The sequence below is a fragment of the Trueperella bernardiae genome (genome assembly GCF_030246965.1).
Lineage (GTDB): Bacteria > Actinomycetota > Actinomycetes > Actinomycetales > Actinomycetaceae > Trueperella > Trueperella bernardiae.
Window position 1 is genome coordinate 1,224,161 of the sequence record NZ_CP127099.1, and the last position, 16,904, is coordinate 1,241,064.

The window sequence follows — 16,904 nt, forward strand, 5'->3', positions numbered from 1 at the left end:
TTCCTTCCTACTCTTCTTCGTTGGACACTTCGGCGTCCGGGTAGCGGCGCGCGAACTCGTGGAGCTGATCGTTGGTCTCCTTCAGGTCCGCGTACAGGCGGCCCTGGATGTCAGCGAGTTCGGCGTAGATCTTGTGGTTTTCCTCATTCGGCTCGGTGGAGTCGGTGAACTGGGCCATGTGCTTGGCGGCCGTGGCGATCGAGTTGTCGCCAAAGACGCCGGTGGCGGACATGGCCACGATGCCGGCGCCGAGCGCGGAGATTTCGTCTTCCTTGCAGGCTGTCATCGGCAGGCCGATCGCATCGGTCATGATCTGGCGCCACAGCTGGGAGCGGATGCCGCCTCCCATCGCGCGCACGGTGGTGAGCTTGGTGCCGGTGGCCTCCTGCAGAGCGTTGAGCGAGCGCGCCATCTCCATGGCGATCGCCTCGAGCAACGAGCGGTACATCGAGCCACGCCCGTGCGTGCCGCGCCAGCCGACCACAGCGCCGCGGGCGATCGGCTCCCAGTAGGGGCTTTGCACGGCGTTCCAGTAGGGCAGGGTGACGAGGCCGCCAGAACCCACGGGGCGGGCCGCTGCCGCCGCCTCCAGCTCCGGGTCCGGGCCGCCGTTGAGGGCGGGGTTGCCGAACTGCTTGCGGAACCAGGTGGCGAGGAACGCGCCGGAGGACTGGAGAACCTCAAGCACGTAGGTGTCCGGGATGCCGCCGGCGAGCGTGCGGAAAACCTGGCCGTACTGGTAGTCGGTGGCGGTCACGCCCGCGTTTACCGCGGTGCCCATGTTGAGGTAGGCCACGTCCGGGTCCACTGCCGCCGCGCCGACGCCGGCCGCCTGGCCATCGCCCAGGCCCGAGATGACGGGCACTTCCTGGAACAGGCCCCAGAACTCGCGGATGTCCTTCTTGACGTAGCCGATGACCTCGCCGGGCTTGTGGAGGGTGGCCATCTGATCTCGGGTGACGCCGGCGATGTCCATGAGCTTGTCGGAGAAGTCGAGCTTTTCAATGTCGAACAGGCCGAGGGAGTCGGCCGAGGTGACCGAGGACTTCCACTCGCCGGTCAGGCAGTAGACGAGGTAGCCGTGGACGTCCACGATCTTGTCAGCACTCGCCCACAGTTCCGGCTCGTGCTCCTTGACCCAGGCCATCTTGTAGATCGCGGGCGTGACGTCGGCCGGCTTGCCCGACAGCTGGTGAATCTCGGGCGTGCCGTACTTCTGGATCTGGTCGGCCGCGCGGATGTCGAGCCACAGGATACCGTTACGCAGGGGCGTGCCGTCAGCGGTGAAGGGCGCGAAAGATTCGCGCTGGTGGGTGATGCCGATGGCGGCGATCCGACCGCGGTCGGCCATCGATAGCGAGGCCACGGCCTCGGCGATAGCAGCGTTCGTGGAGCTCCACCAGTGCTCGGGATCGTGCTCACCGAATCCCTGGTGCGGGGTGCGAAGGGGGATTTCGCGCTTACCGAGCGCGATGACGTTTCCTTCAACATCGACAACGATGGCCTTCGACGAGGTCGTGGACGAGTCAACTGCGATAACGAGCGGACCATCGGCCGCGTTCAACTTGGTCATTGTGTTCTCCTGATTCTTCTTTGAATCCGACCGGCCGGGACAACCGGCGCTAATTAACAGTATCAACAATGTTGAATGATAAATCCACCATTTGATCTTGTTGAATATATGTGCAGAGCACATGAACGACTGAGAAAAGCGCAACCCCGGCTGCTGGAATCAACAGCCGGGGCTGGCAGGCTCGCTCTTGGATTGACTACTTTCGTTCGGGTTGCTTGCCGTAGCTGGCCATGCCCACCACTGCTTCGGCCATCTGCTCCTCATCAAGCAGTGCGATCGGCGCGCCCGTGGACATCGCCCGCAACTGGATCTCGCAGATGTATTCGAGGATCGGAAGGAGGTTCACGGCCTTGGTCAGGCTCGGACCGATCGTGATCGCTCCGTGGTTCTTCATCAGGGCGCCCGTGCGGCCGTCCAGTGCGGCGGCCACGTTGTCGGCAAGCTCGTCCGTGCCGAACGCCGCATAGGGCGCCACCCGCACCACTCCCCCGAACATCGCCGAGTAGTAGTGCGACGGCGGAATCTCGTCCACCAATAGACCAAGCGCGGTGGAGGCGTAGGCGTGGTTGTGAGTGATCGCCTGGGCGTCGGTGGCCTCATACACAGCAATGTGCAGCGGGAGCTCAGAGGACGGCTTGAGATCGCCATCCACGCGATTGCCCGCCATGTCGTAGACCACCACGTCCTTCGCCGTCATGGTCGCATAATCGACGCCCGAGGGCGAGATAACCACATGGTCCCCAATCCGGATCGAGACGTTGCCGGCGGTTCCCACCACCAGGTTTTCCTCCACCATGAACAGGCAGGTATCAACGACTTCTTGGCGTTCCTTTTCGTACAGCATGACAAGCTCCTTGACCTGACCCCGCGCCGATGCGGCGGCCCACACTTCCGTACCCTAACGAAACCAGCACACGCCCGCATATGGGCTTGGAGCGATTGCGGCAAAAGAGCACGTATGAGCGGTGGGGCCGCGGCGGCGTCGTCGTTCGCGCAGACCCCGGGCCCGCCCGTAGAATCGAGCCATGACGAATCCATTGCTTACCCGATCCCCCCTCCCCTACTGTGTTCCCGACTGGGCCGCCATCACGCCCGAGCACATCGTGCCGGCGCTAACCGAGCTCATGACCACCGAGCGCGAGGCGTGGGAGCGCATCGCCACGAACCCCGAGCCGGCCACTGCCGCCAACACCGTAGACGCACTCGAGGAGGCCGGTCTTCCGCTCGCGCTCGCCCTCAACGCCGCCTACACGCTCATGAGCTCGATCGGTGGTGACGAACTCGACGCCGTCCAGACCGAAGTGCTCCCCCTGCTGTCCGAGCACGCGAACGCCTTCCGCCTCGACAAGCGCATCTACGACCGCTTCGCCGCCATCGACCTCACCGGCCTCGACCCCGAAACCGCGCGCTACATCACCGAGGAGCTCGAGGCGTTCACGCGCTCGGGCATCACGCTCGACGACGCCGGCAAGACCCGCCTCCGCGACCTCGACTCGCGCCTATCCGCCCTCGAGGTCGAATTCTCCCAGCGCGTCATCAAGGCGATGGACGACAACGCCGCGGTGCTGAGCGAGGCTGACGTGGACGGCGTCGACGACACGCGGCTGGCCGGCGCCCGCCAGGAGGACGGCACGTACCGCTTCGCGCTCGACAACTTCACCAACCAGACCCTGCAGGTGGCGCTCACCAAGCCAGAGGCACGCGTGGCGGTGCTCGAGGCCTCGCTCAGTCGTGGCCTGGGCGGGCACGCCTCGTCCGACACGCGCCAGCTCGTACTGGACATCACCAGGCTCCGTGCCGAGCGCGCCGAACTGCTCGGCTACCCGCACCATGCGCAGGCCGTGGCCGACGCCGGGATGGCGAAGGATTCGCAGGCGATCGTGGACCTGCTCGGGGCCGTGGCGCCGAAGGCTCTAGCGGCCGTGGAACGCGACCGAGCCAAGCTGGAGGAGCTGGCCGCGGCGGACGGCGTCGGGCTTGGCGCAGCCGACTACACGTACTACCAGGAGAAGCTGCGCGGACAGCTCGGACTCGACGACGAGGCGCTCAAGCCCTACCTCGAGCTGAACAACGTGGTGGAAAACGGCATCTTCTTCGCCGCCGGCAAGCTGTACGGGCTGACCTTCAAGCCGCGCCCAGACATCGCCGGCTGGGTGGACACGTGCAAGACGTGGGAGGTGCTGGACGAGGACGGCGAGGGCATCGCCCTGTTCCAGGCGGACTTCTACCGGCGCAAGGGCAAGTCCGGCGGAGCGTGGATGAACTCGGCTGTGGACGGCTCGAGCCGCGATGGGCTCAAGCCCGTCATCCTCAACAACTGCAACTTCCCCGAGCCCGCCGCCGGCGAGCCGTGCCTGCTGAGCTGGGACAACGTCATCACCGTGTTCCACGAGTTCGGCCACGCCCTGCACGGGATGCTGTCCCTAACGCGCTACCGCTCGCTCGCCGGCACCGAAGTTCCGCGCGACTTCGTGGAGCTGCCCTCGCAGCTGAACGAGATGTGGGCCTACCACCCGCAGGTCATGACCTCCTACGCGCGTCACTTCGAGACGGGCGAGCCGATGCCCGAGCGAATGGCGGCCACGCTGACCAAGGCCGCCACCTTCGGGCAGGCGTTCGACACCACCGAGTTCCTCGCCGCCGCCCTCCTCGACCAGGCCTGGCACCGCCTGCGTGCCGACGAGGTTCCGGATGACGCGGCTGAGTTCGAGGCCTTCGAGGAGCGCGCGCTGCGACAGATGAACATCTTCCACGAGCTCGTGCCCCCGCGCTACCGCTCCGCATATTTCGCGCACACCTTCGGCGGCGGCTACGACGCCGGCTACTACTCGTACATGTGGGCCGAAGTGTTGGTTGCCGATCTGGAGAACTGGTTCAAGGAGCAGGAGGCCGGCGGCCTCACCCGCGACGCCGGGCGCACGCTCGCCGCCGAACTGCTCTCACGCGGCAACTCCCGTGACCCCATGGAGTCCTTCGTGGCCGTCCGCGGGCGGGCCCCGCGCGCCGAGGCGCTGCTCGAGAGGCGCGGGCTGGCGTAGGCCGGGTTGCCGGGGTCGCCGCGTCCACAAACGCTGCACTAAACCGCAAGATGCGATACTTATTTCCCGTTATTTTGTATCGCATCTTGCGGTTTAGTACAGCAGATGCCCTGGCGCGCGGCCGGGAACCGCGCGGCCGCACCCGGCTGCCTAACGCCGATAACGCGCACCGACGACCCCAATTCCTGCCCGGCACCGGCTGCGCTCGACACAACTCGTGAACCTGAGGCCCACTAGGCCCCCAGGGCCACCGGCAGCCAATATATTCACGACTTCTGTCGGGCAGACCGGCGGGACCTTGGTGCGCGACGCCGATAACGCGGCTTATAGGCCAAAACATGTTGGTTTCGGTTTAGTAGGTTTCGTGCCAGGTTCCGCTGTGGTAGAAGTCGGTCCAGTTAGCTACGGTTCCCCACCTGTCGATCTCGGCTTGTGCTTGGGCGCGGTGGCTGGCCTTGTCGAATTGGTCAATGATTTGTTGGTCGGTGATCGTGGTTTTAAGGATGTGTGCTGGGGTGGCAGGGAACTCGGTGTGCAGGTAGCACCACCACAAAACGGTCTTGACCTGGTGATCAAGACTCATGCCACGGTGAGCTCGTAGCACGCAGCGTAGTTGGGTATTAATCCCGCCCTCGATCAGGTTCGACGTCCTGGCAACGGGGTCACCTTCAAGGTCAAGGGCGGGATCGAGGTAGGTAAACAGCGTGCCTTGTTTGACCAGCGTATTGAGGGAGTTCTTGGCCTGGATCAGCCGAGCATGGGTGGCAACCCAACGTCCGTCTGGTAGCCGGGTGCGCTGGGCTAGGAATTCCTTGTAGGTGGTGTTCCAGGTGGCGAGTTTGCTCATCCATGCCACTGCCTGGTCAAAGGTAGTGACCTCAAGCAAGGCCTGAGCAAGACCGTAGAGATCAACACCTGCCTGAGTGCGTGGCCGGGTGGTGGTCTTACGCTTGACCGCGCTATAGGCGTGAAAGACACAGCGTTGGATCCGGGTGGTAGGCCAGGTGGTCTTCACCGCACTGGCGATGCCTTGCCCACCATCACACACGACAACATCTGGGGGCGCGTTCCTAGACATCAGTGCTTGCCAGGCACGCGTGGTCTCGCCCTTGGCCACGTACCAGCCAAGAACATGGGTCTTGGTGCAGGCAATAAGAACCACCAGCTTGTGGAACAGGTAGATCCCGTCAACAAAGACCACATGGTTAACCTCGTCAACCAATGGAGAAACTGGCCATAGATGCCAAAATGGTTCGTTATGCCGTCGTATGGTGCGTCCCTTGGGCCCGTAATCGGCCAGGGTGTATTTGCCGGTGACGAAGTCTAAGAACGCACTGAAATGCCGGGCACGGATATCATTACGCCGAGACTGGCTTGCCCTACACGCAACACAGCGGAACCTTGGCCTACCTTCTCGAGTTGAGCCTCATTTTTGCGTCGTGCCACCACAGATTTTGCATCGAGGATTTCCCATTCCCCAATCCAAGCCGATTCAAACCCCGACCTTACCGCAGAACATCAATCAAAAACCGGGATAAAACCAACACGACCTGGCCAACCAAGAACTCAACTCACAACGAGTCCAACCCCCACCTTTCGGCTTTGTAGCAACGAAAGACAGCTCAAAAATCAACACAACCTGACCTATAAGTCTCGTATCCTGCGGAACACCCACCTCGAAGGCTTACCGCAAGGCATGTGGCCCCGATTCCGAAGAATCGGGGCCACATCTTCAGAGAGCGGGTAGCGACCCGCTCAGATGAAACTTAGGCGCGCTTGCGAGCGACCATGACGCCACCCGCGAGAGCGATGGCAGCAGCCGCGCCCATAAGAGAGGCGACGCTCGCGCCGGTGTTAGCAAGGGTGCCCTTAGCCTCCTTGGCCTTGGGGGCCTTCGCCTCAGCAACAGGCTTCGTGGCATCAGCAGCAGGCTTCTTGGCATCGGACTGCGAATTGTCGGGAGCAGTACTCGGGGCATCAGGGGTGACCTCCGGGGCATCAGGGGTGACCTCCGGGGCATCAGGGGTGACCTCCGGGGCATCAGGGGTGACGCCAGAGCCAGCGCCGAGACGCTCCTTCGCGTCTGCGCACTTCACCATGTCGTAGTACTCAGTGCCCTCAGCGCAGAACCAAGTGGCATCGAGTTCGGCGTCCTTCTTCTCAAGATCCTTGATCTGTGCAGTGAGGTCAGCGCACTTCACCATGTCGTAGTACTCAGTACCCTCAGCGCAGAAGTACTGGGCATCGAGCTGCGCATCTTCGAGGTCAGCCTTCGTCTGGTCCGGGACCGGAGAGGCGACATCAGCAGCCCCGGCTTCCTTAGCAGCCTCAAGTTTTGCCTTCGCGTCAGCGAGAGCATCCTCGGCATCCGCACACTTCGCCATGTCGTAGTACTCAGACTCTGCAGCGCAGAAGTAATCGACATCAAGCTGCGCGTTCTTCACCGCAGCCTCAGCATCCGTGACCGCATCCGCAGCGAACGCCGCAGGCGTCGACCATGCCATGGCGGCCAGGCCAGCCGCAACGGCTACGCCAAACTTCTTGACAAACATTCTTCCTCCAGTGGTTTCGAATCGCGTTGTATTCGATGAGATTTCGTGGGAAAACTGCACCTGGGGCCAAGGCGTAGACACTGACCACAATGCGCTAAATATGAGTCTCGCGCTCCCCCCCCGCTGTCAAGATCTCGGCGAGTTCTAGTGATTGTTGCCACACCCTCTCATAAGGGGCATCATGAACAAGGAAGAATTAATAGCTCGCCGGGAACGATACTTCAAGCTTTTTGCAAGCGGCATGAATTTCACCGCAGCCGCCGTTGCTGTTGCTGTATCCAAAAGAACAGGAAAGCTCTGGAGAAACGGACGCACTCGCACCAGTGGACGCAATGAAGCGCCAAGCGTGGATTGGTACCGTGGCGACATGCCAGAGCCCGCACCACTACGCCCCAAAACCCCAAAATACTTGCTAACCACCACTTATTCAAAGCCGTGCAAGACAAACTGGCAAGCATTGGAGCCCCGAGCAGATCCCGGCCTGGCTGGCACGGACTGTCCCGGATAATAAAGCCATGCACGCCTGCCACGAAACGATCTACCAAGCTATATACGTCCAAGCCTAAGAACCGCTCAAACTCGAAGTCACACACGCTCTACGCACCGGACGAAGCCGACGAAACCCACAAGAACATGACCGGGAAATAACACCGCGTTTCCGTGACCCGATGGTCATGATCAGTGATTGTCCCGCCAGCGTGGAAGACCGTGCCATTCCCGGTCATTGGGAAGGAGACCTCATATGCGGGGCCGCTAGTAAAAGCGCGATAGGCTGTCTCGTGGAACGCCCTACCCGTTTCACCATGTTGCTTCACCTGCCCAACGGGCACGACGCGTTGGCCGTTGGGCAGGCCGTCATCACGAAAATGCAGCACCTCCCCAAACTGCTACGTAACTCACTGACCTGGGATCAAGGCAGTGAAATGACTCTCCATAAACCAATAACAGCAGCGCTAGACATGGACTTGTACTTCTGTGACCCGCACTCGCCCTGGCAACGCGGAACCAGCGAAAACACCAACGGCCTGGTCCGTCAATACTTCCCCAAAGGAACCGACCTATCCGTCTATTCCGAGGCCTACCTTGACGCCGTCGCCGAAGAACTCAACGACCGCCCACGTAAAACACTAAACTGGGAAAACCATCCGAGAAAATACTCGAACTCATCACTTAAGTGTTGCAACCGCCCCTAGAATCCGATAAGGCGCGCCACCGGCCCCGATGCCTGGAGCCGGCAATGCAAAAGGCTCCGAGCCGAAGCTCGGAGCCATTCTGTACCCCGTACCGGATTTGAACCGGTGTTACCGCCGTGAGAGGGCGACGTCCTAGGCCGCTAGACGAACGGGGCCTTGACGAAGATCGTCGGGTTTCACTTTACACAAAGGGTACGGAAGAGAAAAACCAGCTCAGCGCGACCTCTGTCACATACGAGCACGCACAGCCCCTCCTCCCTTCCGCCCAAAGGTCCCCACGCCAGCCGCTGCCCCCTGCCCCGCGCATATGCAACCTTAATTTCCCATACGCAACGGCAAAAAGCCGCCTATTGGCGTTGCATATTGCGGCTTAGTGTTACATCTGCGCAAGCGCGGGAGCTCGGGAACACCGGCGCTCGAGAGCGCGGCAACTCGGCAAGTCGGCAACTCGGGCACTCGACAGCAACGAAAAAGGCTCCGAGCCGAAGCTCGGAGCCAATCTGTACCCCGTACCGGATTTGAACCGGTGTTACCGCCGTGAGAGGGCGACGTCCTAGGCCGCTAGACGAACGGGGCCTAACCCTTGCGGGTGAAGCAACAAGTGATCTTGCTGTTTCGCTGGGGTACCAGGACTCGAACCTAGACTAAATGAACCAGAATCACTCGTGCTGCCAATTACACCATACCCCATGGTGTCACTCCCAAGGAGTGCAACGAATAGATATACTACGCAGGCCTGCGCCTTCACGCAAATCTTTGGGCGTGAAGGGAATCACGCCGGTTGTGAGCTACACTGATCTGAGTATTTTTGCCGCGGAAGGAGGCCCTCGTGAGACTCCGCCACCGGCCGCCCACGCTCCCCTGGGACCCCTCGCGCGTCCGGGTCTACCCCGGCCACCTCGGCCGCGCCGCGGCCCGCCGTCTCGTCGACGCCGTGCGCTTCTCCCCCGACTCCACGGACGGTCGGCCTGCCTGGGCCAGCGGCCTGCCGGACATCCCATTCGTCGAGGCGATCCCCACCGCCAACTCTTCGTCGTTTGCCTTCGTCACCATTCCCGCCGCCGACGCCGGCGCCGCCCTCACCGGCCACCTGCCGGTCCCGACCGCATCCTCCCCACTGCCAGAGGTCACTACCTTCATCCGCGCCTTTCATGACGCCGTGCTCGCCTGGCTCACGGCCGCCGACGCCGCGGGAGTGATCACCCCCGCCCTTATTCAGCGCGCAATCAGTGACGCCACTGTCTCCTACGCGTTCGGCGAGTTCCAGAGCATCTGCGTTGACTCCCTCGCCAGCCCCGACCAGCGCTCGGCCATGGACGCGTTCGTTGCCCGCATGCTCGGGCGCGTGGACTGGCAGGCCCGCCCGCTCTCCTACGTCCAGCACCGGCGCAGCGAGGCGCGCCGCACAGTCCGCGCCGGCGAGCCCCTCATCGAGGACTACCAGTGGTGGATCACCTCCCAGTGCCCGCGCGACGTCTGGCTCGCCTTCGACCCCGTCGACCCCACCGCCTTCGAGCCAGGCGACGTCCCCATCGTCTCGACGTGCGAGGTTTACGGCGACGACGCCGGCGACTTCGCCGTCGACCACCGGCTCACCCTCATCCGGGACGACCTGCGCGTCGTCGAGATCACCAGCGCCGACGACGCCGCCGCGCTCATCTCGCGCTACCCCATCGCACTCGCGGGCAACCCGCAGCTGTACGACGAGTGGGCGGGCATCGACGCACCCATCACCCATGTCCTCGACTGGGAGGCCATCGCCCAGGACTACGACGGGGTGCGGCTGAGCGTACCCGCCGCGCTCGAGATCACCTACGCGCCACTCCCCATCCGCACCCCGTCCGACGCACAAAGCACGAGCAGCACACGAACGGGCATGATCACGGGCTGGACGCCGGGCTCCACGCTCTACCTGCGCGACCCTGGCCGCTAAACGCTCGCGTCGCCATGTGAATTAATTGGACGATTCCGGGGCGATCTTCGTATATGAAAAGACCGCCCCGGAATCGTCCAGATGTTTTTAAAAGTCGCCAGCCGCCGCCAGCACTGCGGGCCAGCCCCGCGCCCCGCCCCTATAGCGTGGCCCGGAAGCGGCGCAGGCGCATGAGCGTTTCGTCCTTGCCGAGGATCGCCATGGAGTCGACCACAGGCAGGGAGACGTTCGTGCCGGTCACGGCCACGAAGAGCGGCTGGAAGGCCAAGCGCGGCTTGAGCTCCAGTCCGCCCACCACGTACTCGTCCACGGCGGCCTTGATCGTCTCCGCGTCCCAGGACTCGGGTGCGATCTGCTCGAAGGCCGCGAGGGCGGCGTCGAGAGCGTCCGGCGCGGAGTCGCGCAGCTTGGCCACGGCCTTCTCGTTGTACTCGATCTCGTCGGCGCCCTTGAAGAGGAAGCCCATGAGTGCGGGCGCCTCGCCGAGGAGCTGGATGCGGGTCTGGACGAGCGGGGTGGCAGCGTCGAGAAGGCGACGCGCCTCCTCATCCGCGGCCTCGTACGACTCAGCCTCAATCACGCCGTCGCACTTCAAGAACGGCACGAGACGCCCGCGCAGATCCTCCACGTCGAGCATGCGGATGTGCTCGGCGTTGATCGCCACGCACTTCTTGTCATCGAAGCGGGCGGGGTTAGGGTTGACATCGGCCACGTCGAAGGCCTCGGCCATCTCCTCGCGACTGAACAGGTCGCGGTCCGCGGCGATCGACCAGCCGAGCAGGCCCAGGTAGTTGAGCAGGCCCTCGGGGAGCATGCCGCGGTCGCGGTGCAGGAGAAGGTTGGCCTCCGGGTCACGCTTGGAGAGCTTCTTGTTGCCCTCGCCCATGACGTAGGGCAGGTGGCCAAACAGCGGGGTCTGCTTGGCCACGTCGATGGCCTTGAGCGCGTCGTAGAGCACGATCTGACGCGGGGTGGAGGAGAGCAGGTCCTCGCCGCGGAGCACGTGAGTGATTTCCATGAGCGCGTCATCCACCGGGTTGGTCAGGGTGTAGAGCGGCTGGCCGTTGCCACGCATAATCACATAGTCGGGCACCGAGCCGGCCTTGAACGTGATCTCCCCGCGCACCAGGTCCTTGAACGTCACGTCCTCATCCGGCATGCGGATGCGTAGCACCGGCGCACGGCCTTCAGCCCGGAAAGCCGCCTTCTGCTCCTCGGTCAGGTCGCGATCGAAGCCGTCATAGCCCAGCTTCGGGTCGCGCCCCGCCGCCCGGTGGCGTTCCTCGATTTCCTGCGGCGTCGAGAAAGATTCGTAGGCGTAACCCGCCTCGAGCAGCTTGGCCGCCACATCCTTGTAGATGTCCATACGCTCGCTCTGGCGGTAAGGGGCGTGCGGTCCGCCAATGCCCACGCCCTCGTCCCAATCCAGGCCGAGCCAGGTCAGGGAGTCGATGATCTGGTCGAAGGACTCCTGCGAGTCACGCTGGGCGTCCGTGTCCTCGATACGGAACACGAAGGTGCCGCCCGTGTGGCGAGCGTATGCCCAGTTGAACAGGCAGGTGCGCACCATGCCCACGTGGGGCATGCCGGTGGGCGAGGGACAGAAGCGGACGCGAACATTCGAAATTTCAGTGCTCATAGTGTTACTAGGCTACTCCGTATAGATTGGAAACATGAATTTCGACAACATCACGATCGACCGCCTCCGCGCCGCTGGCTCCCTCAAGTGGACCGCCTTCCCCGACTGCATTGGGATGTTCGTGGCCGAGATGGACTTCGGCGTAGCTCCCGCCGTCCGCGACGTCCTCGCCCGCTTCTCGAGCCTTCCCGGCATCGGCTACCGTTCTGCCGCCGACTCGCGCGCTCTCGCCGAGGCCGCCTCCGCCTGGATTTCCTCGATCTCCGGTTTCTCTCCCTCGCCCGACGCCGTCCACGCCGTTCCCGACGTCGTCTCCTCGGCTCGCTTCATCATCGACGCGTTGTCCTCTCCCGGCTCCCCCGTCATCCTGCCCACGCCTGCGTACATGAGCTTCGTGCAGCTCATCCCGGCGATGGGGCGGCCTCTCATCGAGGTACCTTGCCAGCGGGTGGAGGGCCGGCTTGAGCTGAACCTTGCGGGGATACGCGCCGGGTTTGAGGCTGGGGCGCGCGTGCTCATCCTCGTCAACCCGTCTAATCCGACCGGGCGTGTGTACTCGCGCGCGGAGCTAGAGGCACTGGCCGGCGTCGTTGCCGAGTTCCCGGGCGCGATCGTCCTCTCCGACGACATCCACGCCCCCTTCGTCCTCGACGGCCAGTACGTCCCCTACGCCTCAGTTTCTGACGCCGCCGCTTCCCACACCGTCATGGCCATCGCCGCTTCCAAGGGCTGGAACATCCCGGGGCTGAAGTGCGCGCAGCTGGTGGTGACGAACCCGGAGCTCGCGGAGAGGTTGCAGCCGGCATTGGGGTGGGCGGCGAACATGACGTCCACGATTGGCTCGGGCGCAGCCGTGGCCGCCTACACGGACGGGCGGGAGTGGTTGGCCGACGTCGTCGACTACATCCGCGGCAACCGCGACCTGCTCGCCGACGCAGTCGAGCGCTGGCCCGGCGTCACAATGGAGTACATGGAGGGCACGTACATCGCCTGGCTCGACTTCAGCGAGGCCGTCCGAGAGGGGCGGGTCGGCGAACCGGTTGCCACATGGCTGGGCGAGCACGCCGGCGTGGCCCTCACGCCCGGGAGCTCGTGTGGCGCCGGGTATGAGCACTTCGCCCGCGCGATCATCGCCACTCCACGGCCGATCCTGCGCCGGGCGATCGACCAGATCGAGGCCGTGCTCTCCCCTGTAGAAATGCAACGCTAATCCGCAATAGGCAATGCCAAGAGCCGCTTATCGGTGTTGCTGATAGAGGGCGCCCTCAGGTTCACAACTTGTGCCGGGTACAGCCCATTCCAAGCAGGAACCAGGGCCGCCGGCCCACGTTATCGGCGCCCTGGCGGGCGCCCAAGTCATCCCCGAGCACAAGCAAGGCCCTTACTCTGACCAGCGCAAATACTCTATTCTTGTCCGTTTTATCCGGTTACAGGATTGCGCAGATCGCCAATCCCCTCCACCGAACACACAACCTCCATGCCCGGGCCCGCCGGGATCGACGGGAACGCAGCGCCCGTCAAAAGGATGTCGCCCGGCAGGAGCGTGAACATCGACGAGGCGAGCGCCACCAGCTCAGGCACGGAACGGGTCAGGTCGGCCGTCGTGCCCCTGCCCTTCACCTCGCCATCCACAGCCAGCGTGATCTCCAGGTTCGAAATATCGAGGTCGGTCACTACCACCGGCCCGATCGGGCACGAGGTATCAAAGCCCTTCGCCCGCGCCCACTGCAAGTCCGACTTCTGCGTAAGCCCGTCCGCGACGTCGTTACCCACCGTGTAGCCGAAAATCACCTCGTTCGCGCGCTCCACCGGCACGTCCTTGCACAGGCGAGAGATGACGACCGCGAGCTCAGCCTCATGAATGATGTTCCCCGACCACTCCGGCGCCACAATCGGCACATTCGGCCCGACGACGGCCGTGTTCGGCTTCAAGAATGTGGTGGGCACGGTCGCCGGGTCCGGGCGATAATCGGGCCGGTTGTAGTTGTCACCAAAGCCGATCACCTTCGAACGCGGGAGCATGGGCGCAACGAGGTTCGCTTCGTTGGCGGAAACGATCTGCCCGGTGGGCTTGACCTCGGCGTAGAGCGGGTCATCCGCAAGCACGTGGTAGTTGCCCGTGGTCTCGTCAACGACAGCGAAGCGGGGGCCTTGATCCAGGGAAAGTCGCGCAATCTTCATGATCTCATCCTACCGCCGCACCCCTCCCCACCACGGGAGCTTTGCCAAAGAGCCCCGATCCAATGTGAGGCACCGCATGCCAGCCCTTTCACCTCACCCCCCAAGCTACGGTAACGTAGCCTTATCGGTCGATCGAAGGGGAACCATGGTCAAAAAGCACAGGAACGGCGTCGTTTCCGAAAAGCGCTACACCAAGCCCGAGCCCTGGATGAACATCCCGTGGCTCCTGACACGCCGCCAGGAATCCCACCCCGACCAGGTCTGCATCGAACGCCAAAGCACGCTTGGCGTATGGACGCCGATGACCACCACCGACTACCTCGCCGACGTCGACGCCGTCGCCCGCGGCCTCGTCGCCGAAGGGCTCAGCGAGGGCGACGCGATCGCCATCTTCGCCGCCACCTCCTACGAGTGGAGCCTCATCGACATGGCCGCTCTCAGCGCCGGGCTCGTCGTGGTGCCGATCTACGAATCCGACTCCGCCGAACAGGTGCGCTGGATCCTCGAAAACTCCGCCATCCGCTTCGCCATCACCGACACGCACGCCCAGCAGCTCCTGGTCGAATCCCAGCGCACGCCCCTCCTCGGCCGCGTGCTCGCCTTCGACCAAGACGCCCTGGTCGAGCTCTACTCCCAAGGCGAGAAAGTCGACCAGGCCGAGATCGACGCGCGGCGCGCCCGCCTCACCCTCGACACCCTCGCCACCGTCATCTACACCTCCGGCACCACCGGCCGCCCCAAAGGCGTGGAGCTCACGCACGGCAACTTCGTTGACCTCACCCTCAACACCCTGCCGCACATGCACACCATTATCGACTCCCCCGACACCCGCGTCCTCCTCTTCCTCCCCCTCGCCCACGTCATGGCCCGCGCCGTGTTCTTCTTCGCAATCGGAGGGTGCGGCGTCGTCGGACACACCCCCTCGATCAAAAACCTTCTGTCCGACATCAAGACCTTCAAGCCCTCCGCCCTCCTCGTGGTGCCGCGCGTGCTGGAGAAGATCTACAACGCTGCCGAGGCCAAGGCCGGCTCCGGCCTCAAGCGCAAGATCTTCCGCTGGGCCGCCAATGTCGCCGTCGCCTACTCCGAACGCGGGCGCGGGCCCCTCCGCTCGCTCAAGCACGCGATCGCGAACAAGCTCGTCTTTTCCAAGATCACGAACATCATCGGCGAGAACTGCCACTACGCCGTCTCCGCCGGCGCCCCGCTCGGCAAGCGCACCGGCCACTTCTTCCGCGGCATCGGGCTGACCGTGGTCGAGGCCTGGGGGCTTACCGAATGCACCGGCCCCGCCACCGTCAACACGATCGGCTCCATCAAGATGGGTACCGTGGGCACGCCCATGCCCGCCACCGAAATCAAGCTCAACGACGACGGCGAAATCCTCGTCCGCGGCCCCCAAGTCTTCCGCGGGTACCAGAACAACCCCGACGCTACCGCCGAGGTCCTTGACGACGACGACTGGTTCCACACAGGCGACCTCGGCGCCCTCGACCGGCGCGGCTACCTCACGATCACCGGGCGCAAGAAGGAAATCATCGTCACCGCCGGCGGCAAGAACGTCTCCCCCGCTGCGCTCGAAGACCCGTTGCGCTCCCACCCGCTCATCTCCCAGATCGTGGTGGTGGGTGACCAAAAGCCGTTCGTCGGCGCGCTCATCACGTTGGACGCCGAGATGCTGCCCGGGTGGCTCGCCGCCCATGATCTGCCGACGATGGACGTCACGCAGGCCGCCCAGCACCCCGACGTGCTCGCCTCGCTCGAGCGGGCGATCACCAAGACGAACAAGGCGGTCTCCCGCGCCGAGTCCATCCGTAAGTTCGCGGTCATCTACCCCGATTTGACCGTGGACAACGGGATGCTCACCCCCTCGCTCAAGGTCAAGCGTGAAGCCGTGGCGCGGCGCTATGCGCGCGAGCTGCGAGAGCTCTACGGGGAGGCGTAGGCCAGCTGCGGCCGGCCGGGCGCGCGGCCGGGTGCAATGAGACTTTCTTGGACGATTCCGCGGCGATCTTCTTATATGAGGAGATCGCGCCAAAAACGTCCAGGATTTTTCAATGGGTGGTGCGCGAGGCGGGACTTGAACCCGCACGCCCGAGGGCACTGGAACCTAAATCCAGCGCGTCTGCCAATTCCGCCACTCGCGCTCACTGAAAGTGTATCGTCGGCGCCACCCATTCCCAAAAGCGCGCCGCCCAAACACCCAGGCAACATGGGCGAGAACCATGAAGGCCTCCGGGGCAGGATGGGGCACGCTCACCCACACCCTGCCCGGAGGCCCTCAACTAGCCGCCCCGGGGCTCGGCCCTACGCGTCGACGCCCAGCTCCCGGCGCACGCGCGCCACGTGCCCAGTGGCCTTGACGTTGTACAGCGGGAGCACGACCTTGCCGTCCTTGCCCACCACTACCGTGGAGCGGATGACGCCCTCCACTTCCTTGCCGTAGTTCATCTTCTTCCCGTACGCGCCCCACTCCTTCATCACGGCCTTGTCCGGGTCAGAGGCGAGCGGGAAGTTGAGCGACTCCTTGTCCACGAACTTGCGGATCGAGTCCACGGAGTCGGGCGAGATGCCGATCACGGTGTAACCGGCGGACTTGAGCGAGTTCTCCGAGTCGCGGAAGTCGCAGGCCTCGGTGGTGCAGCCGGGGGTCATGGCCCGGGGGTAGAAGTAGACGATCACGCCCTGCTCGGCGCGCTCGATCTCTTGCGACAGGGTGACGGGTCCGTCCACCGTGTCAAGGGTGAAGTCGGGGGCCTGTTGGCCAACCGTGAGGCGTACGTCAGACATATTTC

The 16,904-nt window shown here is 63.8% G+C and carries 10 protein-coding genes, 4 tRNA genes and 2 pseudogenes; 5 read left to right on the forward strand and 11 right to left on the reverse strand.

The window, feature by feature from the left end:
* Nucleotides 1–7: 7 nt before the first annotated feature.
* On the reverse strand, nucleotides 8–1,573 hold the full coding sequence (locus tag QPC17_RS05705) for a xylulokinase (protein WP_062613711.1): 1,566 nt from the start codon (nucleotides 1,571–1,573) through the stop codon (nucleotides 8–10).
* A 196-nt stretch (nucleotides 1,574–1,769) separates the two neighbouring features.
* Nucleotides 1,770–2,417, reverse strand: coding sequence for a class II aldolase/adducin family protein (locus QPC17_RS05710; RefSeq protein WP_062613710.1), 648 nt, complete (start codon nucleotides 2,415–2,417; stop codon nucleotides 1,770–1,772).
* 181 nt (nucleotides 2,418–2,598) lie between these two features.
* Here QPC17_RS05710 and QPC17_RS05715 point away from each other — a divergent pair, with 181 nt between their 5' ends.
* Nucleotides 2,599–4,611 (forward strand): M3 family metallopeptidase, encoded by a 2,013-nt coding sequence (locus QPC17_RS05715; RefSeq protein ID WP_285347085.1) that lies wholly within the window; start codon nucleotides 2,599–2,601, stop codon nucleotides 4,609–4,611.
* A 352-nt stretch (nucleotides 4,612–4,963) separates the two neighbouring features.
* On the opposite strand, the pseudogene QPC17_RS05720 reads toward QPC17_RS05715, so the two are convergent.
* A pseudogene (locus tag QPC17_RS05720) lies at nucleotides 4,964–6,085 on the reverse strand (IS1249 family transposase).
* A gap of 292 nt (nucleotides 6,086–6,377) precedes the next feature.
* Nucleotides 6,378–7,163, reverse strand: a complete 786-nt coding sequence (locus tag QPC17_RS05725) for a hypothetical protein (RefSeq protein WP_285347086.1) — start codon at nucleotides 7,161–7,163, stop codon at nucleotides 6,378–6,380.
* 202 nt (nucleotides 7,164–7,365) lie between these two features.
* Between QPC17_RS05725 and QPC17_RS05730 the strand changes: the two are divergent.
* Nucleotides 7,366–8,337 (forward strand): annotated as a pseudogene (locus tag QPC17_RS05730) (IS30 family transposase); the annotation flags it as partial.
* A gap of 101 nt (nucleotides 8,338–8,438) precedes the next feature.
* Here QPC17_RS05730 and QPC17_RS05735 read toward each other — a convergent pair.
* The 3 genes from QPC17_RS05735 to QPC17_RS05745 form a co-directional block, all read right to left on the reverse strand.
* Nucleotides 8,439–8,511: transfer RNA gene (locus QPC17_RS05735), tRNA-Glu, on the reverse strand.
* 348 nt (nucleotides 8,512–8,859) lie between these two features.
* A tRNA-Glu gene (locus QPC17_RS05740) sits at nucleotides 8,860–8,932 on the reverse strand.
* A 42-nt stretch (nucleotides 8,933–8,974) separates the two neighbouring features.
* Nucleotides 8,975–9,046, reverse strand: a tRNA-Gln gene (locus QPC17_RS05745).
* A gap of 139 nt (nucleotides 9,047–9,185) precedes the next feature.
* Between QPC17_RS05745 and QPC17_RS05750 the strand changes: the two genes are divergently transcribed.
* Complete coding sequence (locus QPC17_RS05750) at nucleotides 9,186–10,289, forward strand: hypothetical protein (protein ID WP_285347087.1); 1,104 nt, start codon at nucleotides 9,186–9,188, stop codon at nucleotides 10,287–10,289.
* Between the two features lie 139 nt (nucleotides 10,290–10,428).
* Here the strand turns inward: QPC17_RS05750 and gltX are convergent, their stop codons facing one another.
* Nucleotides 10,429–11,928, reverse strand: coding sequence for a glutamate--tRNA ligase (gene gltX, locus QPC17_RS05755; RefSeq protein WP_070446531.1), 1,500 nt, complete (start codon nucleotides 11,926–11,928; stop codon nucleotides 10,429–10,431).
* Between the two features lie 34 nt (nucleotides 11,929–11,962).
* Between gltX and QPC17_RS05760 the strand changes: the two genes are divergently transcribed.
* Complete coding sequence (locus tag QPC17_RS05760) at nucleotides 11,963–13,138, forward strand: MalY/PatB family protein (protein ID WP_276787445.1); 1,176 nt, start codon at nucleotides 11,963–11,965, stop codon at nucleotides 13,136–13,138.
* Between the two features lie 209 nt (nucleotides 13,139–13,347).
* Here the strand turns inward: QPC17_RS05760 and QPC17_RS05765 are convergent, their stop codons facing one another.
* On the reverse strand, nucleotides 13,348–14,109 hold the full coding sequence (locus QPC17_RS05765; RefSeq protein WP_062614230.1) for a fumarylacetoacetate hydrolase family protein: 762 nt from the start codon (nucleotides 14,107–14,109) through the stop codon (nucleotides 13,348–13,350).
* A gap of 145 nt (nucleotides 14,110–14,254) precedes the next feature.
* Here QPC17_RS05765 and QPC17_RS05770 point away from each other — a divergent pair, with 145 nt between their 5' ends.
* Nucleotides 14,255–16,054 (forward strand): AMP-dependent synthetase/ligase, encoded by a 1,800-nt coding sequence (locus QPC17_RS05770; protein WP_246825755.1) that lies wholly within the window; start codon nucleotides 14,255–14,257, stop codon nucleotides 16,052–16,054.
* A gap of 117 nt (nucleotides 16,055–16,171) precedes the next feature.
* Here QPC17_RS05770 and QPC17_RS05775 read toward each other — a convergent pair.
* Both QPC17_RS05775 and QPC17_RS05780 read right to left on the reverse strand, forming a co-directional pair.
* Nucleotides 16,172–16,256, reverse strand: a tRNA-Leu gene (locus QPC17_RS05775).
* 160 nt (nucleotides 16,257–16,416) lie between these two features.
* Entirely contained in the window at nucleotides 16,417–16,899 is a 483-nt protein-coding gene (locus QPC17_RS05780) for a peroxiredoxin (RefSeq protein ID WP_068539403.1), read from the reverse strand.
* Nucleotides 16,900–16,904 lie beyond the last annotated feature (5 nt).